Origin of the sequence: Mycobacterium hainanense, assembly GCF_041890355.1 — a bacterium.
Taxonomy (GTDB): Bacteria; Actinomycetota; Actinomycetes; order Mycobacteriales; family Mycobacteriaceae; genus Mycobacterium; species Mycobacterium hainanense.
Genome location: NZ_CP169059.1, coordinates 3,754,967 through 3,781,400, shown reverse-complemented (window position 1 = coordinate 3,781,400; position 26,434 = coordinate 3,754,967). Strand labels below are relative to the sequence as shown.

Genomic DNA, 26,434 nt, shown 5'->3' with positions numbered 1-26,434 from the left:
TGCGCCCTCCGGCCGCTTCCCTGTGGTTGCCGCGGACGCTGCGTAGACTATCGGGATGCTGGAACAGATCCGCGGGCCCGCTGATCTGCAGCACCTGTCGGGGCAGCAGCTGCGCGAACTGGCCGCCGAGATTCGCCAGTTCCTGATCCACAAGGTCGCTGCCACCGGGGGACACCTGGGGCCCAACCTCGGCGTGGTCGAGTTGACGCTGGCGCTGCACCGGGTGTTCGACTCGCCGCACGACCCGATCGTGTTCGACACCGGTCATCAGGCGTACGTCCACAAGATGCTGACCGGCCGGGCCCGGGACTTCGAGAGCCTGCGCAAGAAGGGTGGCCTGTCGGGCTATCCGTCGCGCGCCGAGAGCGAACACGACTGGGTCGAGTCCAGCCACGCCAGCGCCGCGCTGTCGTACGCGGACGGCCTGGCCAAGGCGTTCGAGCTGACCGGCCACCGCAACCGGCACGTGGTCGCCGTGGTCGGTGACGGCGCCCTCACGGGCGGCATGTGCTGGGAGGCGCTGAACAACATCGCCGCGTCGCGCCGTCCGGTGATCATCGTGGTCAACGACAACGGCCGCAGCTACGCGCCGACCATCGGCGGCGTCGCCGACCGCCTGGCCACCCTGCGGCTGCAGCCGGCCTACGAGCAGGCGCTGGAGAAGGGCCGCGACGCGGTGCGCTCGATGCCGTTCTTCGGCGAGCTCGCCTACCGGTTCATGCACAGCGTCAAGGTGGGCATCAAGGATTCGCTGTCCCCGCAGCTGCTGTTCACCGACCTTGGACTCAAATACGTCGGACCGGTCGACGGCCACGACGAACGCGCGGTGGAGATGGCGCTGCGGCACGCCCGCGGGTTCGGCCGGCCGGTGATCGTGCACGTCGTCACCCGCAAGGGGATGGGCTTCGGCCCGGCCGAGGACGACGAGGCGGAGCAGATGCACTCCTGCGGCGTGATCGACCCGGTCACCGGGCAGGCCACCAAGATCGCCGGCCCCGGCTGGACCGCGACGTTCTCCGACGCGCTCATCGGCTACGCCAAGAAGCGCCGCGACATCGTGGCCATCACCGCGGCGATGCCGGGCCCGACCGGCCTGAGCCCCTTCGGCCAGCAGTTCCCGGATCGGCTCTTCGACGTCGGCATCGCCGAGCAGCACGCCCTGACGTCGGCCGCGGGCCTGGCGATGGGCGGCATGCACCCGGTGGTGGCCATCTATTCGACGTTCCTCAACCGCGCCTTCGACCAGATCATGATGGACGTGGCGTTGCACAAGCTGCCCGTCACCATGGTGCTGGACCGCGCCGGCATCACCGGTAACGACGGCGCCAGCCACAACGGCATGTGGGACATGTCCGTGCTCGGCATCGTGCCGGGCATGCGGGTGGCGGCACCCCGGGACGCCACCCGGCTGCGCGAGGAGCTCGGCGAGGCCCTCGACGTCAACGACGGCCCGACCGCCCTGCGGTTCCCCAAAGGCGATGTGGGCGAAGACATTCCGGCGCTGGAGCGGCGCTCGGGCGTGGACGTGCTTGCGGTGCCGGCCGGCGGGTTGAACCACGACGTGCTGCTGGTGGGCGTCGGCGCGTTCGTCCCGATGGCGTTGGAGGTGGCCAAGCGGCTGCACAACCAGGGGATCGGCGTGACGGTGATCGACCCGCGCTGGGTGCTGCCCGTGTCCGACGGGGTGCTCGAGCTCGCCGCGCAGCACAAACTGGTCGTCACCTGCGAGGACAACGGCGTCAGCGGCGGCGTGGGGTCGGCGGTGTCCGCCGCGCTGCGCAACGCCGACATCGACGTTCCGTGCCGCGACGTCGGGCTGTCGCAGCGGTTCTACGAGCATGCCTCGCGGGGTGAGCTGCTGGCCGACCTCGGGCTGACCGATCAGGACGTGGCCCGCCGCATCACCGGTTGGGTGGCCGCGTTGGGCAGTTCCGTCACCGAAGCGGAGATCCGCGAACACCTCGACTGAGCCGCCCGCGGCGTCGTCATACGCGATGACCTTTCGCCCAACGTGCACTCAGTGCGGTTCCGGGCGCGATTTTTCGCAGTGGTTGCACGTTCGGCGCCGCGCGCCGCGATTAGTCGGAGTTCTCGGGTTCCTGCTCGGCCGTGGGCTGCAGCGCCTGCGCCAGCGGGGGATCCACCAGTGCCCGCTGCCACCGCCGGGCCTGCCCGGCGCGCAGAAACGTTTCGACGGCATCGAGGGGATCGGGCGCCGGCTCCCAGTCCCAGCACAGCCGTCGCACCAGATCGGGTGAGACCAGGTTTTCGGTGGGGACGTGCACCTGCTCCGACACTCGCGACAGCGCCGCCCGCGCCGCCTCCAGCCGCGCGGCCGCCTCCGGTTTGCGCCGGCTCCAGCGCGCGGGCGGAGGCGGGCCGTTGGGCGGTTCGGCATCGGCGGGCGGGTTCTTCGTTCGCCGGGCGGCCTCTAGCGCGCCCAGCCAGGTGGGGGCGCTGCGGCGTTGATTGCGCCCGCCGAACACTGGCAGCGCGGTGAGGTCCTCGATCGTCTTCGGGTCGGCGATGGCGGCCTCGATGATGGCCGAGTCGGGCAGGATGCGCCGCGGCGCGATGTCACGGCGCTGGGCGATGCGGTCGCGGGTCAGCCAGAGCTCGCGAACCGCGGCCAGCCCACGCTGGTCGCGCACCCGGTGGATTCCCGACGTGCGCCGCCACCGGTCCGGTCGCGCCACGGAGCTGGGATCCCTGGACCCCACCGCCCGCAGATAGTCGAATTCCTCCGCGGCCCAATCTGTTTTGCCCTGCTCGGCCAGGACGTCGGCGATCGCGGCCCGCAGCTCGATGAGCAGCTCCACGTCCAGCGCCGCGTAGTTGAGCCATTCCTCGGGCAGCGGGCGCTTGGACCAGTCGGCCGCCCCGTGGCCCTTGGCCAGTCCGGAACCCAGCAGCCGCTCCACCATGGTCGCGAGGTTCACCCGCTCGAAACCGGCCAGCCGCCCGGCCAGCTCGGTGTCGTAGAGGGCCGGCGGCCGCAGGCCGACCTCCGCCAGGCAGGGCAGGTCCTGGTCGGCGGAATGCAAGATCCATTCGTCTTCGCTCAGCACCTCGGCGACGGGCCGCAGCGCCTCCAGCGGGTCAGCTCCGTGGCTGACCGGGTCGATGAGCACCGTGCCGGCGCCGGCCCGGCGGATCTGAATCAGGTACGCCCGGTTGGAGTACCGAAAACCCGACGCCCGCTCGGCGTCCACGGCGAACGGTCCGTGGCCACGCTCCAGCAGCTTCGCGGCGTCTTGGATCTGCCGGACCGTCACCGAGAGGTCGGGAATGCCTTCGGCGGGGTGCAGCAGCGGCGTGGGCTGGGGTTCGGGGTTGTCGGGCTCGCTGTTGTCGGGCTCGCTGTTGTCGGGCACAGTGCTGCCGGGCCCGGGGGCGTCCGGTTCGCACATGTCAGGCGCGTGACCGGGAGCTCAGATCGGTGACGCCCGTCGGGGGGAGGCCCGCCGCGTGTTCCAGTACCTCACAGAAGGCTTCGACATGGACGCCGACTTGCGGCGTGGTCGCCGTCCACGACGCCCGCAGCTCCAACTGATGCGCGCGCGGTGGCCCGGAGATGTCCCCGTAACGCACGGAGGTCGTCGCGGTGACGGTGCCGCCCAGGGCGGTGACCTGCTCCATCCGGGACTCCAGCGCGTCCACCAGCCAGCTCCACGCCACCTCGGGCAGCAGGGGGTCGACGGCCTCGCTGGGGTCCAGGTCGGCCTGAATGTAGGCGACCAGCCGGATGGTGCCGTCCCATGCGTCGGCGCCTTCCGGGTCGTACAGCAGGATCAGCCGGCCGAACGCGTCGCCGTCGGACCGCTCCGGCACGATCTCGCGGTCGGGGTGTTTGACCTCGGCGCCCAGCGCGTAGCTGTAGGGCGCCAGGCGTTGGGGTGGACGGATCGGGCCCAGCTCAAGTTCCGGCCGCACGATGACGCCGTTCATCGCCGCTACCGCCTCGCGGAATGGCTCCGGTTCAGCTGAGGTCACTTGGCGCCGCTCCTGTTCATCCCGGTCGCTCTTCGTCGTCGCGGCACGGGTCACAGGGTCAGACGGTAGACCCATCGGCCGACAGGCGAAACCAGGCGCGCCGACCGCGACCAAGCCGTTACCAGACCTCATCGGAGCGTATCGAACCAGCTCAGGAGGCGTTTCCGCCGGTAAATCGGGCGGGTCGCTTCTCACGATGCGCGGCCAAGCCCTCCTGCACGTCGGGGCCACTGAAGCTGAGGAACTCCAGGCCGAGCGAGGTGTCGAAGGCGGGCGCGAACATGCGGTACCAGTAGTTGAGGCTGTGCTTGGTCCAGCGAATGGCGTTCTGCGCGCCCCGAGCCAGGTCCTCGGCGATCCGCGTGGCCGTCGACAGCACGTCGTCGTCGTCGACGCAGGTGGATACCAGGCCGATCCGCTCGGCCTCTTCCCCGAGCAGCGTCTCGCAGGTGAGCAGGTAGTACTTGGCCTTGGCCATGCCGACCAGCAGCGGCCAGCAGATCGCGGCGTGGTCGCCCGCGGCCACCCCCAGCTTCGTGTGCCCGTCGATGAGTTTCGCCGTGCGGCCCGCCACCGAGACGTCGGCGAGCAGCGCCACCACCAGGCCCGCGCCGACGGCCGGTCCCCGGATCGCCGAGACGACCGGCTTGTCGAAGTTGACCATGTTGAGCACCAGGTCGCGGGCCTCCCGCATGATGCGGATCCGGCCCTCGTACTCGCCGATGGTTTCGGCGATCAGGTCGAAGCTGCCGCCGGAGGAGAAGGCCTTGCCTTCGCCGCGGACCAGCACGACGCGCACGTCGGGGTCGCGGGCGATCGTCGGCCAAATGTCGGCGAGGTCGCGGTGCATCTGCGGACCCACCGAGTTGAGGCCGGGGGCGTCGAGAACCAGCGTCAGGATGCCGTGGTCGCCCACCTCGCAGCGCAGGCTGGGGAACTCGTCGTAATTCACGGGGGGCTGGCTGACCGGCACGGTGGTTGATAGTACGCAGCGCGGGGACGGGGCCGCCGCCGTGGCAGCATTGAGGACGATGAGCACCCGTCGCGACCTCCCCGAGTCGCCGTATCTGGCCGCCGCCACCGGCGGCAAGCCCGGTCGGCCCCCGGTGTGGTTCATGCGGCAGGCCGGTCGTTCGCTGCCCGAATACCGCGCGCTGCGGGCCCAGACCGACATGCTGGCGGCCTGTTTCGACGCCGAGCTGGTCTGCGAGATCACCCTGCAGCCGGTGCGGCGCCACGACGTCGACGCGGCGATCTTGTTCTCCGACATCGTGGTGCCGCTGCTCGGCGCGGGCGTCGACCTCGACATCGTCGCGGGCGTCGGACCGGTGATCGCGTCGCCGGTGCGCACCGCCGCCGACGTCGACGCGATGAAACCCCTTGACCGCCAACGGATTCAGCCGGTTTCCGACGCGGTCACGCTGCTGGTGGCCGCGCTCGGCGCGGTCCCGCTGATCGGGTTCGCGGGGGCGCCGTTCACCCTGGCGTCCTACTTGATCGAGGGTGGCCCCAGCCGCCACCACGCTCGCACCAAGGCGATGATGCTGGCCGAACCGGACAGCTGGCACGCGCTGATGGAGAAGCTGACCGACATCACCGTCGGCTTCCTGCGCGTGCAGCTGGAGGCGGGAGTGGACGCCATTCAGGTGTTCGACTCGTGGGCGGGCGCCCTGTCGCTCGCCGACTACCGCACCTACGTGCAACCGCACAGCGCCCGGGTGTTCGGCGCGCTCGCCGAATACGGCGTGCCGATGACGCACTTCGGGGTCGGCACCGCCGAACTGCTGGGCGCCATGTCGACGGTCGGCGCGACGGTGGTGGGCGTCGACTGGCGCACCGCGCTGACTGACGCGGCCGCCCGGGTCGCGCCCGGCACGGCGCTGCAGGGCAACCTCGACCCGGTGGTGCTGATGGCCGGATGGCCTGCCGTGGAACGCGCCGCCCGCGCCGTCGTCGAGGACGGCCGCCGGGCGGTCGACGCGGGCGCGACCGGTCACGTCTTCAACCTGGGCCACGGTGTGCTGCCGGACACCGACCCCGGCGTGCTGACCGACCTGGTGGCGCTGGTCCACTCCCTATGACCGTTCCGTCGTATTGCGTTGTCGGGGGCGGGATTTCGGGGCTGACGGCGGCCTATCGGCTGCGCGTCGCGGTGGGTGACGAGGCGGACATCACGCTGTTTGATCCCGCCGACCGGCTCGGCGGCATCTTGCGGACCGAGCGCGTCGGCGGGCAGACCATGGACCTGGGCGCCGAGGCGTTCGTGCTGCGCCGGCCGGAGATGCCGGCGCTGCTGGCCGAACTGGGCCTGGCCGGCCGCCAACTGGTGTCCACCGGCGCCCGCCCGTTGATCTACAGCCAGCGGAGCCTGCACCCGCTGCCCGCCGGCACGGTCGTCGGGATTCCGTCGTCGGCCACCTCGGTGGCGGGGCTGGTCGACGAGGCGACCGTCGCGCGCATCGAGGACGAACCGGCCCGCGCCCTGGCGTGGCGACCCGGCGACGACCCCGCGACGGCCGAACTGGTCGGCGAGCGGTTCGGCGAGCAGGTCGTGGCCCGGTCGGTGGACCCGCTGCTGCGAGGGGTGTATGCGGGCTCGGCGGCGACGATCGGTCTGCGCGCGGCGGCCCCCGGCGTCGCGGCGGCGTTGGACCGCGGCGCCTCCAGCCTGACGGACGCGGTGCGGCAGGCGCTGCCGCCGGCGACCGGCGCGCCGGTGTTCGGGGCGCTCGATGGCGGCTACCAGGTGCTGCTCGACGCGCTCGTCGCGCGCGGCCGGCCGCATTGGGTGCGGGCCGCGGTGCAGCGGGTGGACCGCGGCGAGGCCGGCTGGTCGCTGCTCGATGACAGCGGCGCCCGCCGGCACGCCGACGCGGTGATCCTGGCCGTCCCGGCCCACTGCGTGGCGGCCCTGCTCGCCGAGATCGCCCCGGGCAGCGCCGCCGCCGCCGGCCGGATCACCAACGCGTCGTCGGTGGTGGTGGGGCTTGCGGTGCCGGGCGACACTCCCTTTCCCGACTGCTCCGGGGTGCTGGTCGCGACCGGAGAGCGGTTGCGGGGCAAGGCGATCACGCTCTCGTCGCGCAAGTGGGGCGCCCGTGGGGACGCCCAGCTGCTGCGGCTGTCGTTCGGCCGGTGCGGCGACGGCGTGGCCACCGGCGTCTCCGACGACGAGTTACTGGGCTGGGCGTTGAGCGACCTGGTCGACGTGTTCGGCCTGGCCGTCGACCTCCTGGACGTCCGCGTGCAACGCTGGATCGAGGCCATGCCGCAGTACGGGCCGGGCCACGCGGAGCTGGTCGCCCAGATACGGGCGGGACTGCCGCCGACGCTGGCCGTGGCGGGCAGCTACCTCGACGGCATCGGTGTGCCGGCGTGCGTCGGGGCCGCCGGGCGCGCGGTCGAGGCCCTCGATCTGAAAGTGGCACGATAGGTGCCATGGCCAAGCTCGACTACGACACCCTCAACGCCACGATCCGCTACCTGATGTTCTCGGTCTTCTCGGTGCGGCCGGGCGTGCTCGGGGAACAGCGCGACGCCGTGATCGATGACGCATCGCGGTTTTTCAAGCAGCAGGAGGAGCGCGGCGTCGTGGTGCGCGGACTCTACGATGTGGCGGGCCTGCGGGCCGACGCCGACTTCATGGTCTGGACGCACGCCGACAACGTCGAAGCGCTGCAGGCGACCTACGCCGACTTCCGCCGCACCACGACGCTGGGGCGGGCCTGCTCGCCGGTGTGGAGCAGCGTGGCGCTGCATCGGCCGGCGGAGTTCAACAAGAGCCACATCCCGGCGTTCCTGGCGGGCGAGGAGCCCGGCAACTACGTCTGCGTGTACCCGTTCGTCCGGTCCTACGAGTGGTACCTGCTGCCCGACGAGGAACGGCGCCGCATGCTCGCCGAACACGGCATGGCCGCCCGCGAGTACAAGGACGTGCGCGCCAACACGGTGCCGGCGTTCGCGCTGGGCGACTACGAATGGCTGCTGGCCTTCGAGGCCCCCGAATTGCACCGCATCGTCGACCTGATGCGCGAGCTGCGGGCCACCGACGCCCGCAGGCACACCCGCGAGGAGACGCCGTTTTTCACCGGTCCTCGGGTGTCGGTCGAGCAGTTGGTGAACGCGCTGCCATGACGACCGCATTCGATCCCAACGACCCCACCCGTTTCGAGCAGATGTACCGCGACGAGCGGACGTCGCACGGCCTACCCGCCGCAACGCCGTGGGACATCGGCGGCCCCCAGCCGGTGGTCCAGCAGCTGGTCGCGCTGGGTGCGATCAAGGGTGAGGTGCTCGACCCGGGCACCGGGCCGGGCCATCACGCGATCTACTACGCCTCGAAGGGCTACGCCGCGACCGGCATCGACGGCTCGGCGGGAGCCATCGAGCGGGCCCGGAAGAACGCCGAAAAGGCCGGCGTGTCGGTCACTTTCGAACTCGCCGACGCCACCAAGCTGGACGGGTTCGACGGCCGGTTCGACACCGTCGTCGACTGCGCCTTCTACCACACGTTCAGCACAGAGCCCGAGCTCCGGCAGTCCTACGTGCGCGCGCTGCACCGCGCGACCAAGCCCGGCGCGCGGCTGTACATGTACGAGTTCGGCCAACACAACATCAACGGCTTCAAGATGCTGCGGTCGTTGTCCGAGAACGACTTTCGCGACGTGCTTCCGGCCGGCGGCTGGGAGATCACATATCTCGGCACGACCACCTACCAGGTCAACATCAGCGTGGAATCCATCGAGCTGATGGCCGCGCGCAACCCCGACATGGCCGATCAGGCGCAGGTGTTGCTGGAGCGCTTCCGCGTGATCGAGCCCTGGCTCGAGGGCGCGCGGGCGCACGCCCCGTTCTGGGAAGTGCACGCCACCCGCGTCGACTGATTTCGCCTCGTCTGTCGCGCCCCTCCTTCCCGCGACACGTAAACGTCTGCGACGACGCGCCGAAACTCCTCGCAGCCGTTTATATCTGGGGATCCACGCGCCGCGTGCCCGCGTCTTTCGTTTATGGACGAAGTGTTTATTGGCAGCGAGGCCGTGCGGGAGGGCAGGCTTAGCCCGTATCAGCTGAGGGTCGGATTTCGGGCCATCTACCCGGATGTGTACCTGGGGGAGCGGGCGATCCCGTCCTTGCGGACGCGTTCCGTGGGGGCATGGCTCTGGTCAGGCCGACGCGGTGTGGTGGCCGGGCTTGCCGCTGCCGCGCTGCACGGCTCGAATTGGATCGACGACGAGGAGCCCATCGAGTTGATCTGGCGTAACCAGCACGCTCCCGATGGCGTGATCACTCGCAATCACCGACTTGGGCCGGATGAGGTCACCCGTGTCGCGGGTCTTTCCGTGACCACAGTCGCTCGCACAGCGTTTGACGTGGCTCGGCAACCGCCTTTTGGGGAGGCGGTTGCGCGGCTCGACGCCCTGATGCGGGCCACGCCGTTTGATGTCGAGGAGGTGTTGTTGCAGGCCAAGCGGCATCCGGGCGCGAGGGGGTTGCGCCTGTTGCGCAGGGTCCTACCGCTCGTTGACGCAGGCGCCGCGTCGCCCAAGGAGACGTGGCTACGACTCTTGCTGATCGACGCCGGATTGCCCGCTCCGGAGACGCAGATACCCGTGAACGAAAACTGGCGAACGGTCGGCGTGCTCGATATGGGTTGGGAGAGATACAAAGTGGCCGCCGAGTACGACGGTGACCAGCATCGCACCGACCGCCGTCAGTATGCCCGAGACCAGTGGCGGTTGCGCAAGCTCGAGGAGCTTGGCTGGATCGTCATCCGGGTGATCGCGGAGGACAAGCCGCAGGACGTCGTGCGTCGCGTGCGCGACGCACTCGTCCGCCGCGGATGCCGCGAGATATAAACCGTTGCGACGCACGCCGGCGTGTCGTCGCAACGGTCTACGTGTCGCGATTGCAGCTGGCTGTCGCGGCTGTCAGCCAGCTGCAGCCGACTGCAGTGAAGGGACTACGCCCCCGCCGGCACCAGGCGCAGCGAGATGGAGTTGATGCAGTAGCGCTGGTCGGTCGGCGTCGGGTAGCCCTCGCCGGTGAACACGTGGCCCAGGTGGCTGTGGCAGTTCGCGCAGAGCACCTCGGTGCGCGTGGTTCCCATCGAGTGGTCGGGCCGCAGGATCACTGCGTCGGAATTGGCCGGGTCGAAGAACGACGGCCAGCCGCAGTGCGACTCGAATTTCTCTGTGCTGCGGAACAGTTCGGCGCCGCAGGCCCGGCACTGGTAGATGCCTTCGGTTTTGGTGTCGGTGTACTCACCGGTGAACGGCCGCTCGGTGCCGGCGCGGCGCAGCACGTGAAACTCTTCGGGCGTCAGCTTCTGGCGCCACTCGTCGTCGGTCAGCTGCAGCTTCGGGCTAGTCATGCCTCCACGCTAGCCTTCCCCCGCTCCGCCGTCAGCCACGCCGGATCGATGCCCTCGTCCAGCCGGTCCTCGGCCTTCGCATCGAGGTAGCGGAACAGGAGCACGGTGAACACCACGATCAGCAGCAGCGACCAGCCATAGGTGATCTTGAGGTAGTGCAGGGCGCGGCCATACCTCATGTACCGGTAGATCAACCAGTCGTCGAGCGTGAGGAACCCGTAGATCCCCAGCCACGCCGGCCAGTTGCGGATCAGCGAGTTCCGCAGCACGACCGTCATCAGGAACGGGAACAGCATCATCGAGTAGTAGCCCTGGGCCAGCGGCAACACCAGCCACGACCACAGCAGCAGCACGCCCGACGAGGTGGTGAACCAGAACAGCGGGTCGCGGGTGCGGTGGTAGCGGTAGAGCAGCCACAGCGCGCCGATCGCGAGCACGGTGAACAGAAGTCGCAGGAAGACGATCAGCCAGGTGGGCAGGCCGAAGTACACGCCGTTGCCCTCGATCGAGCTGTTGAAGTAGTCCCGGACACCGCCGATGTAGGGCAGCGTGCGGGTGACGAAATCGGTGGGATCGCTGACCAGCGGCCAGGCCACCGCGTTGATGGCGATCGGGACGAGGAACGCGGGCACCAGCGTCCGCCACTGGCGGTTCAGCAGGGGCAGCAGCAGCAGCGGACCCAGCACGGGTTTGAGCGTGAGCGTCAACCCGATGACCAGCCCGGCCCACCACTCGTGCCGGACCTTTCCGTCCAGCATCCACCGCAAAAACAGCACCTCCGCCAGCAGCACGCAGCCGTTGATGTTGGTGAAGACCAGCGTGCTGGTGACGCTTTCCGTGCAGAACATGGCCAGCAGCAGGGCGGGCGCGGCCACCGACGACAGCGTGAACTTGAACAGCCGCAGCAGCAGATACCAGGCGATCAGGATGGCCACGGTGTTGATCAGGATGAACAGGTACCGCGACGGCGTGAAGGACAGGTACCCGAACGGCGCCATCAGCAGCGTGCCGCCCGGTGGGTACAGGTAGTGCGGGTCGACGTAGTCGAAGTGTTCGTTGTAGATGTCCCAGCCGCGCCGGAAGTTCAGGACGGCGCGGTACACCGGCTTGAAGTCGTCGGTGATGTTGCCGTTGAGCGTCAGGATGATGCTGCGGTGCAGCACCGACATGATGGCCACCGGCCACAATGCGGACCGCAATATGCTTGCAGTGCTCGGCGCGCCGCTACGGGGACGAAAGGCGGCGAACGTCCAATCACGCAAGCCGGTTGGGGTCGATTCAGCTGCCGTCACCAGCGCACCGTACACCGGCGTGCGGCCGGAAAATCAGGCGGGACAGTACGTGTCGGTTCCGGGCAGTTTGCCGCTGTTGACGTAGCCGATCAGCGGGGACACCGCGCACGGGGAGTAGATGCTGGCGCCGTGGCCGATGCCTTGCCACATCACGCGCTTGCTGGCCGCGTTGGCGTTGATCACCGTCGCGGCCGTCGCCGCGACCCCTTCGGTCCCGACGATCGGGTCGTTCTGCACGCCGAGCAACAGGACGTCGACCTTCAACGATTTCGGCGGCGCCGGCGGCGAGCCCGTCGGCCAGTGCACGCATTTGACCAAGTTGAGCGCCGCGACGGTGCCGAACTGCGGGTACAGCTTGGCCCACGCCACCACCAGTTCGCGCACCCGGTCCGGAGTGGGGCGGTTGACGGCGTCGCTGCAGGTGTTGACGAACTGGCCGTCGGAGTCCTGGGTGGCGTTGGCGTGGTTGATCAGGTTGGTCAGCTGGTTGGTGTCGCCGGAGCGGGCCGCCGCCAGGGCGTTGGCCAGGTTGGTGGTGGTGTTGACGCGGCCGTCGGAGGGGAAGCCCAGCGCGACGGTGATGGCGTTCGCCACCTCGGCCACGGACGCACCGGCGGGCCCCTTACCGGCGCGGGCGTCGGCCAGCAACGCACCGACGGCGCCCTTGGGGTCGGGGCCCAGCGCGCAGTTCACCGCGACGCACTGGGCGGCGAACGCGTCGAGCGCGGCCTGCTGGCCCTTGACCTGCTGCTCGGCGGCGGCTTCGGCGTTGACGCCCAAGGCAACTGGCGAGTCGAGGATCAGTCGGGCGACCTTGTCGGGGCGCGCCGCGGCGTAGGCCAGCGCCACCTGGGCCCCGTTGCCGATCCCGACCAGCGCGACCGCGGGGACGTCCCACAGCGAGCGCAGCCGCTCGATGTCCGAGGCGGCGTGGGCGTTGTCGTAGGCGCCCGCGCCCGGCGCGATCGCGTCGGTGCAGTTGGTGGTGGCGGTGTTCGCGACGTCCGAGAGGTTGGCGACGGGATCGTCACCGGTTTGGAACTGCGCCTGGTCGCGCATGATCTGGCGGTCGGAGGAGTCCCGGCAGTCGATCGGGTTCGACATGCCCATGCCGCGCCGGTCGACGGCCACGATCGGATGGGTCTGCAGCACGTCGGCGCCGCCCCGCGCCAGCCAGACCGGCAGCTGCGCCGACGACGGCATGTCTGAGCCGGTGGTGAAGACCAGTGGGCCCGCGTCGCGGGGGGTCTGGCTGGAGCGCGCGCGGACCACGCCGACGCTGACGTTGCCCGTCCCGCCGCCATTGGGATCCAGGTCGGCGTCGTAGTTCGCGCAATCCAGCTGGACCCCGGCGGCGGGGGGGACCGCGGCGTCGCCGAACACCCGCGCCGTGCAGTCGTGCCAGGGCAGGTCGTTCTTGGGGGCCGCGATCGGGGGCGGGCCGCTGGGCGGTGGCTTGGCGGTGGTCGCACCCTGGGGCCGGGCGCCGGAGTTGGTGGCGAAGCGCGGGTCGGCGGCCAGGCCCGGGACGCAGCCGGCGACCACGGTGGTCACCGCAATCAACACCGTGGCGAGCGTGATCTGCCGACTCATGTCGACCACAGTAGCTAGCGGCGATCGCAAGCGCGGCGCAGCCGGGCGCCGCGGGTCGCCGCCATATCAGCGGCGATCGCAAGCGCGGCGCAGCCGGGCGCCGCGGGTCGCCGCCATCGGACTAGGGCGATCGCAAGCGCGGCGCAGCCGGGTCGCCGTAAAGCTAGGCCTTGACGTACCGGGTGTACAGGTAACCGGCGTCGTCGGTCAGAACGTGGGCACAGCGCATCGGCGTCAGCAGCTGGCTGGGCCCCGTCGCGATGCGGCGAGCCAGGCCGCCGACGATGTAGGGCGCGATGGTCAGGCAGAGCTCGTCGAGCATGTCGCGCCGGATCAACGAGTCGAGCAGCATCGGTCCGCCCTCGGTCAGGATGCGGCGCATCCCGCGAGCGCCGAGGGCCGCCAGCATGACGGCCTCGTCGACCTCGCCGGGGTCGTCACCGGAGCAGTCGATCACCTCGCACAGGTCGGTGAGCATCCGGCGCGCCGGGGCCGACGCCGCCGCGCAGGTCAGGACCAGCGGCGGCACCTCGGTCCGGGTGAACACCCCCATGTCGCGGTCCAGTCGGCCCGATTTGGTGACGATCGCCAGTTGCGGGATTTCGCTCTGCCCGCGGGCCTGCCGCCGCTGGCGCTGGGCGACGCTCAGCTGCGCGCCCGAGTAGCCCTCGACCCGCACGGTGCCCGCGCCGACGATGATGACGTCGGCGAGCTCCCTGAGCAGGTGGAACACGAACCGGTCGCCGGGACCCCCCATCGTTCCGCTGCTGCCGCCGGAGGTGGCGCCGCCGTCGACGCTGGCGATGAAGTTGGCCCGCACCCAGGTCCCGTCGCGTTCGGGGTAGTCGTAGAGGCGGGGGAGTTCAGCGTCGCCGAGTTCGCGCACCGATCCGAGCAGCGACAGCGGCGTCTCGGGCAGGGCCATGGGGTTGATTGCAGCACGCCGGTAGGGTTCTGCGGATGCACGGGTCCACTTCCGGGGGAGTGGCGCACCTGGTGGATCGGCATCCGAGTGTGTCGCCGGAGCGGCTGATCGCTCAATTGCGACCGCCGCCAACGTTCGCCGACGTGAGCTTCGCGACGTATGAGCCCGACCCGGCCGAGCCGACGCAGGAGGCCGCCGTCGTGGCGTGCCAACAGTTCTGCCGGCAGGCGGTGGAGCGGCGCGCGGGCCGGCGAAGGTTGTTCGGCCGGCGGACGGTGCTGCCCGGTGTAGGGCTGTATCTGGACGGCGGGTTCGGCGTGGGCAAGACCCACTTGCTGGCGTCGGCCTATTACGCGCTGCCCGGTGAGGGTCCGGAGTCGTCAACTCCGAAGGCGTTCGCGACGTTTGGGGAGCTGACCCAGTTGGCCGGGGTGTTCGGCTTCGCCGAGTGCATCGACCTGCTGGCCGACTACACGGCGGTGTGCATCGACGAGTTCGAGCTGGATGACCCGGGCAACACCACGCTGATATCCCGGCTGCTCTCGTCGCTGGTCGAGCGGGGGGTGTCGGTGGCCGCCACCTCCAACACGCTGCCCGAGCAGCTCGGCGAGGGCCGCTTCGCCGCCCAGGACTTTCTACGCGAAATCAACACGCTCGCAAGCATTTTCACCACCGTGCGGATCGAGGGTCCCGACTACCGGCATCGCGGCCTGCCGCCGGCGCCGCAGCCGCCGTCGGACGCCGAGGTGGTCGCGCGGGCCGCTCGGGTCGACGGGGCGACGCTCGACGATTTCGACGCGCTTTGCGCGCACCTGGCCACCATGCACCCGTCGCGGTATCTGACCCTCATCGAGGGGGTGACCGCCGTGTTCCTGACCGGGGTGCACGGCATCGACGACCAGAACGTCGCGCTGCGGCTGGTGGCGCTGACCGACCGGTTGTATGACGCCGGCATTCCCTTGGTCGCCTCGGGCGCCAAGCTGGACACCATCTTCAGCGACGAGATGCTGGCGGGCGGCTATCGGAAGAAGTACCTGCGGGCCATCTCTCGGCTCCTGGCGCTGACGGTCAAGGAAGCGGGCGCGTCATGACGAAGTCGTTCTCGCGCCCGGCGCCGACCTGAAAGGTCCGGGTGCCGCTGACCACGAAGCCGCTCTTGGCGTAGAAGCGTTGCGCGCGTTCGTTCGCCTGGTTGACGCCCAGCCAAAGGCGATCCACGTGCCATTCGTCGGCCGTGGTCAGCGCGAGGTCCATCAGCGCGGACGCGACCCCGGTGCCGTGGTGCTCCGGCGCGACGTAGATCTTGGACAGCTCGGCGGTGTCATCGTCGCGAATCAGCATGGCGTAGCCGATGATTCGGTCGTCCTGCGTGGCGGTGAGGATCGCGCGACGCGGATCCTCCAGGTATGCGGCGAAGTGGGCGGCCGTCAGGTTGGCGTCGACGAACGCGGCGATGTTCTCGGGTGCCATCGAGGCCGGACACGCCAGTGGGAAGGTGCGCGCGGCGACGTCGGCAAGCTGTTGAACGTCAACGGATTCCGTCGTGACGACGCGTACGGTGCGTGTCAGAGGTTCCACTGCGCCAGGTGGTAGCCCGTCTTCCTGTCCAGCAGGACCACCGTGGAGACGGGATCACGGTAGGCGTCCCAATACACTTCGCCGCGCACGATCGCCCCGTTCGGCGCGTTGGTCAGCACGTTGTCCAGTGCGTCGGGGGCGTCGGAGGCGCGCGGCTTGTAGGCGTCGGCGAACTGGGTCACGCCGTCGAAGCTGAAGGTGGTCGCCATGACGAACGGGTTGGGCACCCGGACCGCGCGAACGATGACGTCGGCCCGCTCGACCGAGCTGCCGGGGAAACCCCGGAAGGTCCCCTCACGCGTGTAGCCGAAGCCCGGGGGCGGGTCGCAGGGCGCCACGCCGGTGACGGTCACGTCCGCGACGTAGGTGCCAGTGTCCACCCGCAGCGTGTCGCCGATATGGCCGATCGGGGCGTCACCGGCCCAGGCGCGGGGGGCGGGCAGCACGGCGACGGCGGTGACGCTCGCCGCGGCGACGACGAAGGCGGACAGGACGACCAGCCAGCGGTGCGTCTGTGCCATGCCTTCGCCTCCTAGGCAACCCGGGAAGGGAACCTTCGAATGATCGCATACGCGGTGTTGCGCGGGGGAGGGGTCGACGACCCGCGATCATCGAGCAGCGGTGCCGCCGCCCAGTGATTCCAGCGCCTTGATCAGGTCGGCCTCGACGCGGCCCTTGTCCACGCCGCACCGGCGCAGCGGTCCTTCGCCGGACGGTGCGTCCTCCAGCTCGAGCAGCGCCAGCAGCAGGTGCTCGGTGCCAATGTAGTTGTGGCCCAGCCGAAGTGCTTCGCGGAAGGTCAGCTCGAGGGCTTTGCGCGCGGGCCCGCTGAACGGGATGAGGTCGGGGGTTTCGCTGCCGGCCGGGGGCAGCTCCACCGCCGCACGCAATGACTCGGTGTCGACTTGCTGCAGGCGCAGCAACACCGTGGCCAGCGCGGCCGGCTCACTGAGCACACCGAGCAGCAGGTGGGCGGGGGTGATCTCGTCGTTGGCCGCCTCATGAGCGGCGTTTTGCGCCGCTACCACCGCTCCACGCGCCCGGGGCGTGAAGCGGGCGAAGCCCTGTTCGGGGTCCAGGGTGTTCGTCTCGGCGCGCGGGACGAACCGCTTTTGCGCCGCTTGCTTGGTGACGCCCATGCTCTTGCCGATGTCGGTCCATGACGCCCCGGACCGCCGCGCCTGGTCAACGAAGTGCCCGATCAGGTGGTCGGCGACTTCGCCCAGATGCTCGGCCGCCAGCACGGCGTCGGCCAGCTGATCCAGCGCGTCGGTGTGCACCGCTTTGATGGCGTTGATCAGCTCGTCGAGGCGGACGGGATAGGCGATACGGGTCGGCGCGGCCATGGCGTCAACGATAGGTTGACGCTCTGCGCCTGTCAACCCGGGGTTGACGAATGTTAAAAATTGTTTCGTCAGCCGCGCACGCCGCGCCCGTCTGGAACGATTTCAGATTTATGAGGCTCCTTCTGACGATTTCCAGCGTTGCTGTCATGATCGGCCTGGCCGCCCCGGCATACGCCGACGACACCGACGGCGCATTCCTCGCCTCCCTGGACAAGGCCGGTTTCACCTACACCGACCCGGGGCAGGCCATCCAGGCGGCCCACTACGTGTGCTCCGCGGCGGGTAGCGGCACCGCCATCGCGGACATCGCGACGGCGGTGCAAAAGGGCGACAGCGCATTGAGCGCCGACAAGGCCACGAAGTTCACCGCGATCGCGGCGAACGCCTATTGCCCGGATGCGCTCTCGTCGAGCTCCCCGACGACAACGACCGCCAGCTCCTGACCCGCCGGTTCGCCCTACGAGATGCGGGGCGGCGGCACCTCTGGAACGATCAGTGAGCCGTGAGGCTATTCCTGATTTCACTCGGTCTTGTAGCCGCGATCGGCCTGGCCGGACCCGCGCGCGCCGACGGCAGCGACGACGCCTTCCTGGCCACGGTTCACGCCGCCGGCCTGACCTACTCGGATCCCGAGCAGGCGATTACCTCCGGCAGGTCGGTGTGCAAGTTGGTCAGCGAGGGCTCGAACCTGACCGACGTTGTGCGGATGATCCAGATGCTCAACCGCGGGCTGCAGGGGGACGACGCCACCCGATTCGCGGCCATCGCCGCCAACTCCTATTGCCCCCAAGCGCTCTCGAAGCCCGACGCCGCCTCGTAGGTGGTGGCGGCGGTGGGCCGCGCCATCGAATGTGATGCGGTTGTTACATGGCCGACCATTGACGGCGGGTTAACGAAACCTGTCATCAACAATTCACCCATAACATTTCGGCGACGGACAGTGATCGTGGCCGAAAGGAAGCATGGGCTTGGACTTCCTTCAGCAGCAGTTGGTCGAGCCCCTTAGCAACATCCTCAATACGCACGTCCTGATTTATTTGCTGATCGGTGGCGGCATCTATTTCACCGTGCGCACCCGATTCATTCAGATCCGCTACTTCGGGCGCATGCTTCGCCAGCTTCGTCGGGCTCATCGCCAGGACGGCGGCATCTCGTCCTTCCAGGCGTTCTGCGTGGGCCTCGCGTCCCGCGTGGGTACGGGGAACATCGCCGGCGTCGCAATCGCCTTGACGGTCGGGGGCCCCGGCGCCGTCTTCTGGATGTGGGTGGTGGCCGCCGTCGGCATGGCCACCGCGGTGATCGAGGCCACCCTGGCCCAAATCTTCAAAGTCCGCTCGAACGACGGCGCCTTCCGCGGCGGTCCCGCGTTCTACATTCAACGGGGACTGCGGTCGCGCGCGGGCGGCGTCATCTTCGCCATGCTGCTGGTGGTCACGTTCTCCACCGCGTTCAACATGGTGGAGACGAACGCGGTCAGCGGGGTCTTGAAGTCGTCGCACGGCATCGGGGTTGGTTGGACCACACTCGGTTTGGCGGTGCTGGCGGCGCCCGTGCTCTTCGGTGGCGTGCGGCGCGTCGCCCAATTCGCCGGATCGGTCCTCCCGGTGGTCGCGCTGGTGTACACCCTGCTCGCGCTGGGCATCGTGGCCGTCAACATCACCGAGCTACCGACGGTGATCAAGGAGATCATCGGCGGTGCGTTCGGCATCCGGCAGATGGCGGGCGGTTTCGCGGGCGGCGCGCTTGCCGCGATGTTCACCGGCGTCAAGCGAGGCCTGTTCGCCTGTGAGGCCGGGATGGGCAGTTCGCCCAACATCGCGGGCGCGGCGACCGTGGCACATCCGGTGGAGCAGGGCCTGATTCAGTCGCTCGCGGTGTTCGTGGACACGATGGTGATCTGCACGGCGACGGCGTTCATCGTGCTGCTGTCCGGCCCGGAAACCTACAACCCGTCCCGCTTGGGCTCGCTGGCCGGGGCGAGCCTGACGGAGTCCGCGATCGCCGCGGATCTCGGGTCGTGGACCACGGTGCTGATGACCTCGGTGGTGTTCGTCTTCGCCTTCGCGTCGGTGCTGAGCAACTACGTGGTCGCCGAGGCCAATCTGTTCTATCTGGGCGGCCGGCGGTTGGCGGCCAACATGCTGAAGGTGGTCACGCTGCTGTCGATCATCTTCGGGGCCCTGGCCAAGCTGACCCTGGTGTGGGCGCTAGCCGATTTGACGATGGCGGTGATGGCCATCGCGAACCTGCTCACCATTTGTGTGCTGGGCAAGTGGGCGTTCGCGGCCCTCAACGATTACCACCGCCAATTCGCGCAGGGGGTGGCGCCGGTGTTCATCGCCAGCGAGGCCGGCCTGCCCGGCGTCCTGGACGGTGACGTCTGGGAGCGCGCGGAGCGCCGGCAGGTGGGCGCGCTGCCCGAGTCGTTGACGCTGAGCCGCCCGGCGCCGCGACCGTCCCGCGCCCCGGCGGCCTGACGAGGGCGCGAGAGTTCACCCGCCGTTTGCCCGGCGAGGTGCCATTCCCCAGCGGGTCTGCGACAATCGCTGCGTTATGCGATTCCTACTCGTTCTGGCCGGCGCGGCCGCCGTGATCGGCCTGGCCGTGCCCGCCTACGCCGATGTGAACAACGATCAGGACTTTCTGACCGACCTGCGCGACGCCGGCATCACCTACCAGGACGGCGGCAACGCGGTCACGATCGGCAAGTCGGTGTGCGACCTGCTCGACGACGGCCAGTCCACCGCGGAGATCGTGACCCAACTCCGCAACCAGAACCCGGCGTTCCAGGGGGCCAGCGCGGCCAAGTTCACGTATCTTTCGGCGGCCCACTACTGCCCGAAGTACGTCACCGGCGAGGACCGCGGCCCGAAGCCTGAAGGCGCTCCCGGTAACTGACCGCTAGGCGGCCCGCGCCGTCCACGTGAAGTTGTGCATCTCGGGAATCCGTGGCGCCAGCGCGGCGGCGACGAGACGCCCGATCCGGTCGGCCGCCGCCAGTGGGGTGCCGGGGTCGAGGAAGCCTTCCACTTCCACCCGCAACGTCCGACCGGTCCATCGGGCCCGGGCGTGCGCATGGGTGACGCCCGGCAACGTGGCGGCGACCGCCTCGGCGGTCGTGATGATTTCGGGGTCGACGCCGTCCAGCAGGCGGTGAGCGATGTCCGAGGTCACCTCCCAGCCGACATGGCAGATGAATCCCGTGACGACGATCCCGGCGACCGCGTCGGCCCAGCCCCAGCCTAGCGCCACACCCATCAGCCCGAGCATCGCGCCCGCGGACGATAACGCGTCCAGCCAGGAGTGTTTGGCGTCGGCCACCATGGTGGCCGAGCGAATCCGCTTGCCCACCACCAACTTATAGCGGGCCACCAGCTGGTTACCCGCGATTCCCACTAGCGCGGCCGCGATACCCCAGCCCACGTATCCGGTGCCGCCGTGCCGGAGTAGCTTGTTGACGCTTTCGAATGCGGCCACGGCGGCGCTGCCCCAAATCACCAGTGCGACACCGATTCCGGCGAGGTCTTCGGCGCGTTCGTACCCGTAGGGGTAGCGCTCGGTGGGAAGTTTGCGCGACGCGCGAAACCCGACGAACACCAGCACGCTGGTGGAGACGTCCGACAGGTTGTGCAACGCGTCGCCGAGCAGGGCCACCGAGCCGGACAGTAGCGCGATGGCCAATTCGACGAGCCCGGTCAGCGCCAGTCCGATCGCGCTGACGGCGACGGCCCGGTTCGCCTGCCGACGCTCCGCCGCGTCGTCGGTGACGGTGTCGAGGGGAAAACTGGCCGCGGGGTCGCGGACGCCGTTGACGAGGTGCATAGGGCAAGCATGCCGGACGGCGCGCCGCCGCGTCGTCTGCCGAACGCGTCGCCGCGGCAGGGCAATGGGCCGCCATAACTGCCGCTTTCGTTAATTAAAGGCCGAGTTTCGCGTGGCGTCGCCGAATTGAAAGTTTGCCGATTGCCCAGCGCAGAAGCGGTAAATGTGCAAAAGTATCCAGTGGCCGAGTCATTAACTGATCGGCGCGCACACAGATACTCACGGCTAGAAATTGAACCCACCCCGAGGAGCCAGCATGAAGAAACTCGCGCGTTTGACCGGCCCAGTTGCCGCCGGTTTGGTGAGTATGGCTGTCGTCGCCGCGCCCATGGCGAACGCGGACGCGACGGACGACGTTTTCCTGCAGGCGCTCGGGCAGCAGGGAATCAGCTTCCCCAACCTATCGAGTCAAACCGTCGTCAACGCCGGACATGGGGTTTGCCAGGATTGGAGCAATGGCGCGACATTGGCGCAGACAATGGCCGACGTAAAAAGCGGGCTCGGATTAACCGACAACAATTCGGGTTACTTCATCGGCGCAGCGACGCAGTCGTACTGCCCCCAGTACGTCAGCAAGGCCACCCAGAGCTAGTCCACGTTCGGCGGTAACTTCTGCTGGTCGGTGCGCCGGGTGCGCTCGGTCGACGAGCCGAAACGCCTCGGCAGCACCATGAACATCACCGGAAACCGCAGCTGCGCGTCGCGGTGGGAGATTTCGAGGAACACGGTCTCCATCTCGACGTTGCGTATCGGTTGACGCTCCATCATCAGCCGCGTGCGCAGGTGGTGCGGGCTTTTCAGCCACTCGACCAAATTCATGCCCGCGACTCTACCCTCCTGACGAAAGTCGTTGCGGGGCCGAATGATTTCCGTGGTCGACGTCAGCGTGCGTTCAGCTCGCCGGTGATGTCCGTCGTATTCGTCTTGCCATCGTGGTGGTGATCGGTCGTGTTGCGGCATTGCCCGTACAACATGATCTGACCATAGCTGTTGTCGGACGGGACGTAGCCCATGTTCGCGGCCACGCCATCCTTGTTCAGCGTGGCGCCGAAGTAGCGCTGTCCCGGCGGGGGGCCGTCGTTCCAGCCATGGGCCACCATCGCGGCGCGCACCTGCCGAAAGTACGCGTCGGGGTCTCCCTGCAGCAGGAAACTCATGGTGACGGTGCCCATGTACGGCGGATCTCCTTGGTCGTTGCAGGAGGCGAACGAGAAACCTCCGCTGATCCCTTGCAAATTCGCCACGGCCGCAATCTGTTTGGCCGGATCGACGACCTGAGCCATGGCCTGGTCGTCGGTCAGGGGGTGGGCGGAATCGTCCACCGGACGAGGCGAGCCGGAAGAGTGTTGGTTGGGCGACACGGAACCGCATCCTCCTATCAACAGCGTGGCGGCCGCCAGCGCGGCAAGCGCTGCCTGCCGCGGCCGCCGGCGCTGACGCTCAATGGTGGTGCTGGCCATCGAAGAAGTGATTGTCGGTGACAGACCCGCGCGGGCGGTACCACTCCGGGTCGACGACCGCCGGGGTGTGGGGGCCCAACGTGACCGGGGGCAACCCGGGAATTCTGATTTGGACGCCGCCGATCTGGTGGCGATGTCCGGCCGTCAGGCCGTCGGCTTCCAACGCGTCGCCGTGGCCCGAGACGATGTCGGCCATGCTGTGCAGCGCCTCGCTTCCGGGATAGTAGTAGTGCGAATGGTCACGGGCGTTGATGCCGTTCGCGCCCGGCACCTCAGCACGGAACCGCGTCGATCCGAAGCCGTCGGCGGCGGGATCGGCGCCCAGGCCCGGGTCGCTGCCCATCACCTGCCCGACGATGTCGTCGCCGAAGAAGTGCTTGCTCAAGCCGTTCAGCTGGCCGAGCATCCCGACCGGGTCGGTCGAGGCGTCCCCGACGAACACGTGGCCGCCGTCCAGATGGAAATCGGCGGCGCTCTTGGCGGCGTCGGTGCCCGGACAGCCAAGCAGCACAGCGTCATTGGCGTGCATGCCGTGCACGGCGAAGGCGTCGGCCACCGTCGTCGAACCGTAGGAGTGGCCCAGCACCGTGACGTGCTGTCCGCCGCCGACATGGGTCGCCCACAGTCCGTTGACGTCCAGCGCCAGCGCCGCGCTACCGGTCCGCGCGAGTTCGGGTGTGGAGATGCGCTGGGCGTCGGAGGCGTCGTTGGGGGCGTCGTAGCCCATCCACGCGATCACGGCCGTCGGGTTGTCGGGGTCGGCGGCGTTGGCTTGAGCGAAGAGGTTGATGGCGTCGTTGTGACCGTCGTGCAGCCACCCGCCCTTCACGCTGCTGCTGGTCCCCGGCACGATCACCGCCGTGTTCTTCGCGGTGTCCGGGTTACCGATGGCGATCGCCGCGCGGCCCTTGCCGCCGAAGGCCAACGGGTCATAGGCGAACAGGTAAGTCGGGTTGGCGTGCGATGGGTCGTTGCCCGCGCCGTGGCCGAGGCCTTGCTTGGTCTCGTCGGCGTTCTGGTAGCGGGTGATGTCGGCGGATGACAGGCCGTATTTCGCCGGGTCGCGCAGCACGTCGTCGACGGATACGCCGCTGCGGGAGGCGATGTCGCGCACCCGGTTGAGGTCGCGCGTCAGCACGGCGATGTTGGCGTCGCCGCGGGCGAGGACCGGGACGCCGTTGAGATTGCCGATCCGGTCCGGGTTTTCGGCCATGAAGCGCTGCCGCTGCTCGGGTGTCAGTGACGTCCACCAGCGATGCACGTCCTCGGGTTTGGTGTCCGGCGTCGGGATCTGCGTGTCGGCGTCGACCTGGCGCAGCGAGTCGGGGTCGTACCCGTCGGCGCCCAGATTGCCCAGCGACTTTTGCAACCTGGCCGAGTAGCCGTTGCGCAGCGCCTGCAACTGCGCCAGCGCGGCCTTGGTGTCGCTGATGGCGTCGTCTTCGCAGGCGCGGATCACGGCGTCGAGCGCCTGTCTGTCGGCCGCGCTGGGGTGGGTGTCGTTTTCCGTGTCGACCGCCTGGCCGATCAGGTCGTCGAGCCTCTGCAGTTCACCTTCCAGCGTTTCGATCTCGCCGGCCACGGTCTTCTGTGTCTCGGCCAGGGCGGCGGCAATGTTTTCCAAGTCGGCGCCGATCTTTGGCAACTGGAGGGATTGGGCGCCCAGTGCTCTGGTGACGCGCTGCACTTCAGCGGACTCGTTGATCGGACGATCGCCGTTCTGATGGTTCCAGGCCGCGTCGAAGCGTTTGCGCGCTTGTTCGAAACTCTCGTTCGCTTCCTGGGTGCAGCGGCCCGCCCGGTGAAAGGCCTCGGCGAGATTCGAAATCTGGGACGGGCTACCCGCCTGCAGGCTCTGGTGGATCGCCCAGGGGTCGCCGCCGGCTTCGGCGATCAGCGGCAGGACGCTTATGTACCGGAGCTGCATCGCACCGCCTGCTGTTTTGCGGCATCGCCGCCTCCCATGGCGGTGGACTTTACTATCGAACGCGCTCCTACACGGTTCACTGCGAGCGCATTCTGGGGGCCGCCGCACGTTGTCCACAGGCCTCGCCGCACGGCCGATTGGCAGGAATCCTGCAGGCCGTCAGCAGTTCGGACATTTAGCATTCGAAGCGTGAACGCGCGGGCTCAAGGCTAGCGACTCGCTCTGGTGGTTCCCCGTTTCACCGGAATCGCGATGAGGAAGTCGGCAGCGATATTTGTGGCCGTTGGGGCTTTGACGCTCAGCGGAGCCGCCGCTCACGCCGATGCGCCGTCACCGAGCCCCACGCCGACGCCGGGCACCCCGAAATGCCTGACGCTCGACGGCCCCCAATTGAACTGGCTGCCGTGCGGGTGGACCACGGATGGGCGGCGATGGACTCCGCCGCCTCCGCCGCCTCCGCCGCCCGGCGACGGGCCCTGAATTTTGCGCAATGCCGATTATTCAGCTTTTCATAAGCTACTTTTTCCTTGCCTTTCCTATTCTTCGTTCTCTTGCCGTGTTTGCAGCCGTCGACTGACGGCGTCGCCACCGGCGCGAGGAAAGGAAGTGCATCGAATGCCCTCACGTCGCTGGCTGACCCGGTTGGCCGTTCCCGTCACGGCTGGCGCAGCCTTACTCGCCGGCGCCGGCAGCGCAGCCGCCGACCCGCTCGACGACGCCTACTTGGCCCAGCTGCGCGCCCAGGGCTTCAGTTGGCCGCCGGAACACGACGCCGCCCTCACGGGGATGGGGCGTCTCATCTGTGACGACCTGGGCTGGGGTTGGACGTATGACCAGGTCGCGCAGAGCATCCACGCCAATCTGGATCAACGGAACGTGACGTTCGGAGACGTGCATTCCATGGTGACCCTCGCGCATTCGACGTACTGCCCCCTGCAGCGGTGTTGGACCGACCACTGCTGAGATTGGCGGGCTCTTTTCGTTCGCTGAAGGGTCGATAAGATCGTCTTCGTATCGCTCATCGAGTTGTCGTTAAAGGTGTAGCGTCCCGATCAATTTCATAGGGCGTGGCAGAAAGATCGAGCGATGAGATCAGCAATTGCGGCCGCGACGGCAGCCGTTTTTGCCTTCGGTCTGGGCGGCGCCGCGCCCGCTCACGGCGAAACATCTGCCACCGTCAAAGCGCCGACCACCAGTCGCATGATCGGCCCCAATTCGAAGTCGGGCCAGGAGGGCGTCTACAACGCCGGCCAGGTAGTGACTCTGGTTTGCCATACCGTGGGCGAGCCCGTGAAGGGCTTCTTCAGCTACCAGATCTCCAACGGAGGTTGGGACAGCCTGTGGTACAGGACAACTGACGGTCATTACGTCGCCGACGTCGACATTGACACCCGCACCCTCGACGCGCTTGGGCCCGACTGCGCCAGCGGGGGTGGCGCGGCGGCGGCCACTTCGAACGCCGGCGAGGACAAGGCGGCGCACGCGCTCGCGTGGGCGCGCGATCAGATGGTCAGCGACCCGAACAACGCCGTGCAATGTGAGGCCTTCGTCGAACAGGCCTACAACCATGCGTTCCGGTACCCCTCGGCGATGGACGCCTTCAACGACTTCAACCGCAAAGGGCAGATCCACACCAGCCCCGACAACATCCCGGAAGGGGCGCTCGTTTTCACGAGCAATCCCGGGTTCGACCACGGCACCGGACACGTGATGCTCAGCGAGGGCAACGGGCAATACCTGACCGCCAATTACTTCACCGCGCCGCACATCCGCGAAATAAGGCCGAGCCCTTACGACACGCAGAACATCTTCCTCGGTTGGGCGTACGCGCCCTAGAGCCGGCACCGCCTGTGGTACTCACGACCACATGGACAATCCTTCACCGGGCCCCGGATGGTGGCTGGCCTCAGATGGCAAGTGGTATCCGCAGCAGTGGGAGTACACGTGGGATTACCGCGAGGGCGACACCGCGATGGACGAGATGAAGCTGAGGGCGGATGAGCTCGGCCGCCTCGGGTGGGAGATGGTCGGCCTCGACGCCGACCACCGCGGGGAGTTTTCCGTCGCGTGCTTCTTCAAGCGGCCGATCGCGCCTTAAGCCCCGCGCGCGTTGCCGTCGGTGAGGCGT

28 protein-coding genes and 1 pseudogene are annotated in these 26,434 nt (G+C 68.6%); 15 read left to right on the top strand and 14 right to left on the bottom strand.

The window, feature by feature from the left end; translation table 11 throughout:
- Positions 1–55 precede the first annotated feature (55 nt).
- On the top strand, positions 56–1,969 hold the full coding sequence (gene dxs, locus ACEL92_RS17450) for a 1-deoxy-D-xylulose-5-phosphate synthase (RefSeq protein ID WP_374021971.1): 1,914 nt from the start codon (positions 56–58) through the stop codon (positions 1,967–1,969).
- A 109-nt stretch (positions 1,970–2,078) separates the two neighbouring features.
- Here dxs and ACEL92_RS17445 read toward each other — a convergent pair whose 3' ends face one another.
- The 3 genes from ACEL92_RS17445 to ACEL92_RS17435 form a co-directional block, all read right to left on the bottom strand.
- A complete protein-coding gene (locus tag ACEL92_RS17445) occupies positions 2,079–3,410 on the bottom strand; it encodes an HRDC domain-containing protein (protein ID WP_374021970.1) in 1,332 nt (443 codons plus the stop codon).
- Between the two features lies 1 nt (position 3,411).
- Positions 3,412–4,068 carry a DUF3000 domain-containing protein gene (locus ACEL92_RS17440; protein WP_374021969.1) on the bottom strand — a complete coding sequence of 219 codons (657 nt, stop codon included), beginning with the start codon at positions 4,066–4,068 and terminating at the stop codon, positions 3,412–3,414.
- 76 nt (positions 4,069–4,144) lie between these two features.
- Positions 4,145–4,966, bottom strand: a complete 822-nt coding sequence (locus ACEL92_RS17435) for an enoyl-CoA hydratase/isomerase family protein (RefSeq protein WP_374021968.1) — start codon at positions 4,964–4,966, stop codon at positions 4,145–4,147.
- A 58-nt stretch (positions 4,967–5,024) separates the two neighbouring features.
- On the opposite strand from ACEL92_RS17435, the gene hemE reads away from it, so the two are divergent.
- The 5 genes from hemE (at position 5,025) to ACEL92_RS17410 (ending at position 9,848) form a co-directional block, all read left to right on the top strand.
- Positions 5,025–6,074, top strand: coding sequence for a uroporphyrinogen decarboxylase (gene hemE, locus ACEL92_RS17430; RefSeq protein WP_374021967.1), 1,050 nt, complete (start codon positions 5,025–5,027; stop codon positions 6,072–6,074).
- Positions 6,071–7,426 carry a protoporphyrinogen oxidase gene (locus ACEL92_RS17425; RefSeq protein ID WP_374021966.1) on the top strand — a complete coding sequence of 452 codons (1,356 nt, stop codon included), beginning with the start codon at positions 6,071–6,073 and terminating at the stop codon, positions 7,424–7,426. The genes hemE and ACEL92_RS17425 overlap by 4 nt, the downstream gene beginning before the upstream one ends.
- 5 nt (positions 7,427–7,431) lie before the next feature.
- Entirely contained in the window at positions 7,432–8,127 is a 696-nt protein-coding gene (hemQ, locus tag ACEL92_RS17420) for a hydrogen peroxide-dependent heme synthase (protein WP_374021965.1), read from the top strand.
- Positions 8,124–8,876 carry a class I SAM-dependent methyltransferase gene (locus ACEL92_RS17415; protein WP_374021964.1) on the top strand — a complete coding sequence of 251 codons (753 nt, stop codon included), beginning with the start codon at positions 8,124–8,126 and terminating at the stop codon, positions 8,874–8,876. Before hemQ ends, ACEL92_RS17415 begins: the two co-directional genes overlap by 4 nt.
- A 123-nt stretch (positions 8,877–8,999) precedes the next feature.
- Positions 9,000–9,848 (top strand): endonuclease domain-containing protein, encoded by an 849-nt coding sequence (locus ACEL92_RS17410; RefSeq protein ID WP_374021963.1) that lies wholly within the window; start codon positions 9,000–9,002, stop codon positions 9,846–9,848.
- Between the two features lie 104 nt (positions 9,849–9,952).
- Here the strand turns inward: ACEL92_RS17410 and msrB are convergent, their stop codons facing one another.
- The 4 genes from msrB to ACEL92_RS17390 all read right to left on the bottom strand — a co-directional run bounded on the left by msrB (position 9,953) and on the right by ACEL92_RS17390 (position 14,173).
- On the bottom strand, positions 9,953–10,363 hold the full coding sequence (gene msrB / locus ACEL92_RS17405; protein ID WP_067268938.1) for a peptide-methionine (R)-S-oxide reductase MsrB: 411 nt from the start codon (positions 10,361–10,363) through the stop codon (positions 9,953–9,955).
- Positions 10,360–11,670, bottom strand: a complete 1,311-nt coding sequence (aftC, locus tag ACEL92_RS17400; RefSeq protein WP_374021962.1) for an arabinofuranan 3-O-arabinosyltransferase — start codon at positions 11,668–11,670, stop codon at positions 10,360–10,362. Before aftC ends, msrB begins: the two co-directional genes overlap by 4 nt.
- Before the next feature lie 18 nt (positions 11,671–11,688).
- Entirely contained in the window at positions 11,689–13,248 is a 1,560-nt protein-coding gene (locus ACEL92_RS17395; RefSeq protein WP_374021961.1) for an alpha/beta hydrolase, read from the bottom strand.
- Between the two features lie 163 nt (positions 13,249–13,411).
- Positions 13,412–14,173 carry a pyrimidine reductase family protein gene (locus ACEL92_RS17390; protein ID WP_374021960.1) on the bottom strand — a complete coding sequence of 254 codons (762 nt, stop codon included), beginning with the start codon at positions 14,171–14,173 and terminating at the stop codon, positions 13,412–13,414.
- Between ACEL92_RS17390 and zapE the strand changes: the two are divergent.
- Positions 14,172–15,264 (top strand): annotated as a pseudogene (zapE, locus tag ACEL92_RS17385) (cell division protein ZapE). The gene ACEL92_RS17390 and the pseudogene zapE overlap by 2 nt on opposite strands.
- On the opposite strand, the gene ACEL92_RS17380 reads toward zapE, so the two are convergent.
- From ACEL92_RS17380 to ACEL92_RS17370, 3 genes are all read right to left on the bottom strand, one after another.
- The gene (locus ACEL92_RS17380; RefSeq protein WP_374021959.1) at positions 15,242–15,751 is read right to left on the bottom strand and encodes a GNAT family N-acetyltransferase; all 510 of its coding nucleotides are present in this window, start codon (positions 15,749–15,751) and stop codon (positions 15,242–15,244) included. The pseudogene zapE and the gene ACEL92_RS17380 overlap by 23 nt on opposite strands.
- Positions 15,739–16,272 (bottom strand): hypothetical protein, encoded by a 534-nt coding sequence (locus ACEL92_RS17375; RefSeq protein WP_374021958.1) that lies wholly within the window; start codon positions 16,270–16,272, stop codon positions 15,739–15,741. The genes ACEL92_RS17380 and ACEL92_RS17375 overlap by 13 nt, the downstream gene beginning before the upstream one ends.
- Before the next feature lie 87 nt (positions 16,273–16,359).
- Complete coding sequence (locus tag ACEL92_RS17370; protein WP_374021957.1) at positions 16,360–17,097, bottom strand: Clp protease N-terminal domain-containing protein; 738 nt, start codon at positions 17,095–17,097, stop codon at positions 16,360–16,362.
- A gap of 110 nt (positions 17,098–17,207) precedes the next feature.
- Here ACEL92_RS17370 and ACEL92_RS17365 point away from each other — a divergent pair, with 110 nt between their 5' ends.
- The 4 genes from ACEL92_RS17365 to ACEL92_RS17350 all read left to right on the top strand — a co-directional run bounded on the left by ACEL92_RS17365 (position 17,208) and on the right by ACEL92_RS17350 (position 19,995).
- Complete coding sequence (locus ACEL92_RS17365; RefSeq protein WP_374021956.1) at positions 17,208–17,540, top strand: DUF732 domain-containing protein; 333 nt, start codon at positions 17,208–17,210, stop codon at positions 17,538–17,540.
- Positions 17,541–17,599: 59 nt separating this feature from the next.
- On the top strand, positions 17,600–17,917 hold the full coding sequence (locus ACEL92_RS17360; RefSeq protein ID WP_374021955.1) for a DUF732 domain-containing protein: 318 nt from the start codon (positions 17,600–17,602) through the stop codon (positions 17,915–17,917).
- Between the two features lie 148 nt (positions 17,918–18,065).
- Positions 18,066–19,574, top strand: a complete 1,509-nt coding sequence (locus ACEL92_RS17355; protein WP_374021954.1) for an alanine/glycine:cation symporter family protein — start codon at positions 18,066–18,068, stop codon at positions 19,572–19,574.
- Positions 19,575–19,650: 76 nt separating this feature from the next.
- A complete protein-coding gene (locus ACEL92_RS17350) occupies positions 19,651–19,995 on the top strand; it encodes a DUF732 domain-containing protein (RefSeq protein WP_374021953.1) in 345 nt (114 codons plus the stop codon).
- A gap of 3 nt (positions 19,996–19,998) precedes the next feature.
- Here ACEL92_RS17350 and ACEL92_RS17345 read toward each other — a convergent pair whose 3' ends face one another.
- Complete coding sequence (locus tag ACEL92_RS17345) at positions 19,999–20,919, bottom strand: cation diffusion facilitator family transporter (protein WP_374021952.1); 921 nt, start codon at positions 20,917–20,919, stop codon at positions 19,999–20,001.
- A 256-nt stretch (positions 20,920–21,175) separates the two neighbouring features.
- Here ACEL92_RS17345 and ACEL92_RS17340 point away from each other — a divergent pair, with 256 nt between their 5' ends.
- A complete protein-coding gene (locus ACEL92_RS17340; RefSeq protein WP_374021951.1) occupies positions 21,176–21,511 on the top strand; it encodes a DUF732 domain-containing protein in 336 nt (111 codons plus the stop codon).
- Here the strand turns inward: ACEL92_RS17340 and ACEL92_RS17335 are convergent.
- The 3 genes from ACEL92_RS17335 to ACEL92_RS17325 all read right to left on the bottom strand — a co-directional run bounded on the left by ACEL92_RS17335 (position 21,508) and on the right by ACEL92_RS17325 (position 24,306).
- The gene (locus ACEL92_RS17335) at positions 21,508–21,738 is read right to left on the bottom strand and encodes a hypothetical protein (protein WP_374021950.1); all 231 of its coding nucleotides are present in this window, start codon (positions 21,736–21,738) and stop codon (positions 21,508–21,510) included. The genes ACEL92_RS17340 and ACEL92_RS17335 overlap by 4 nt on opposite strands.
- 62 nt (positions 21,739–21,800) lie before the next feature.
- The gene (locus ACEL92_RS17330) at positions 21,801–22,379 is read right to left on the bottom strand and encodes a hypothetical protein (protein WP_374021949.1); all 579 of its coding nucleotides are present in this window, start codon (positions 22,377–22,379) and stop codon (positions 21,801–21,803) included.
- Positions 22,360–24,306, bottom strand: coding sequence for an alpha/beta hydrolase (locus ACEL92_RS17325; protein ID WP_374026253.1), 1,947 nt, complete (start codon positions 24,304–24,306; stop codon positions 22,360–22,362). The genes ACEL92_RS17330 and ACEL92_RS17325 overlap by 20 nt, the downstream gene beginning before the upstream one ends.
- A gap of 615 nt (positions 24,307–24,921) precedes the next feature.
- On the opposite strand from ACEL92_RS17325, the gene ACEL92_RS17320 reads away from it, so the two are divergent.
- The 3 genes from ACEL92_RS17320 to ACEL92_RS17310 all read left to right on the top strand — a co-directional run bounded on the left by ACEL92_RS17320 (position 24,922) and on the right by ACEL92_RS17310 (position 26,404).
- The gene (locus tag ACEL92_RS17320) at positions 24,922–25,269 is read left to right on the top strand and encodes a DUF732 domain-containing protein (protein WP_374021948.1); all 348 of its coding nucleotides are present in this window, start codon (positions 24,922–24,924) and stop codon (positions 25,267–25,269) included.
- A 123-nt stretch (positions 25,270–25,392) separates the two neighbouring features.
- Positions 25,393–26,142, top strand: a complete 750-nt coding sequence (locus ACEL92_RS17315) for a hypothetical protein (protein WP_374021947.1) — start codon at positions 25,393–25,395, stop codon at positions 26,140–26,142.
- A gap of 31 nt (positions 26,143–26,173) precedes the next feature.
- Positions 26,174–26,404, top strand: coding sequence for a hypothetical protein (locus ACEL92_RS17310; protein WP_374021946.1), 231 nt, complete (start codon positions 26,174–26,176; stop codon positions 26,402–26,404).
- Positions 26,405–26,434 lie beyond the last annotated feature (30 nt).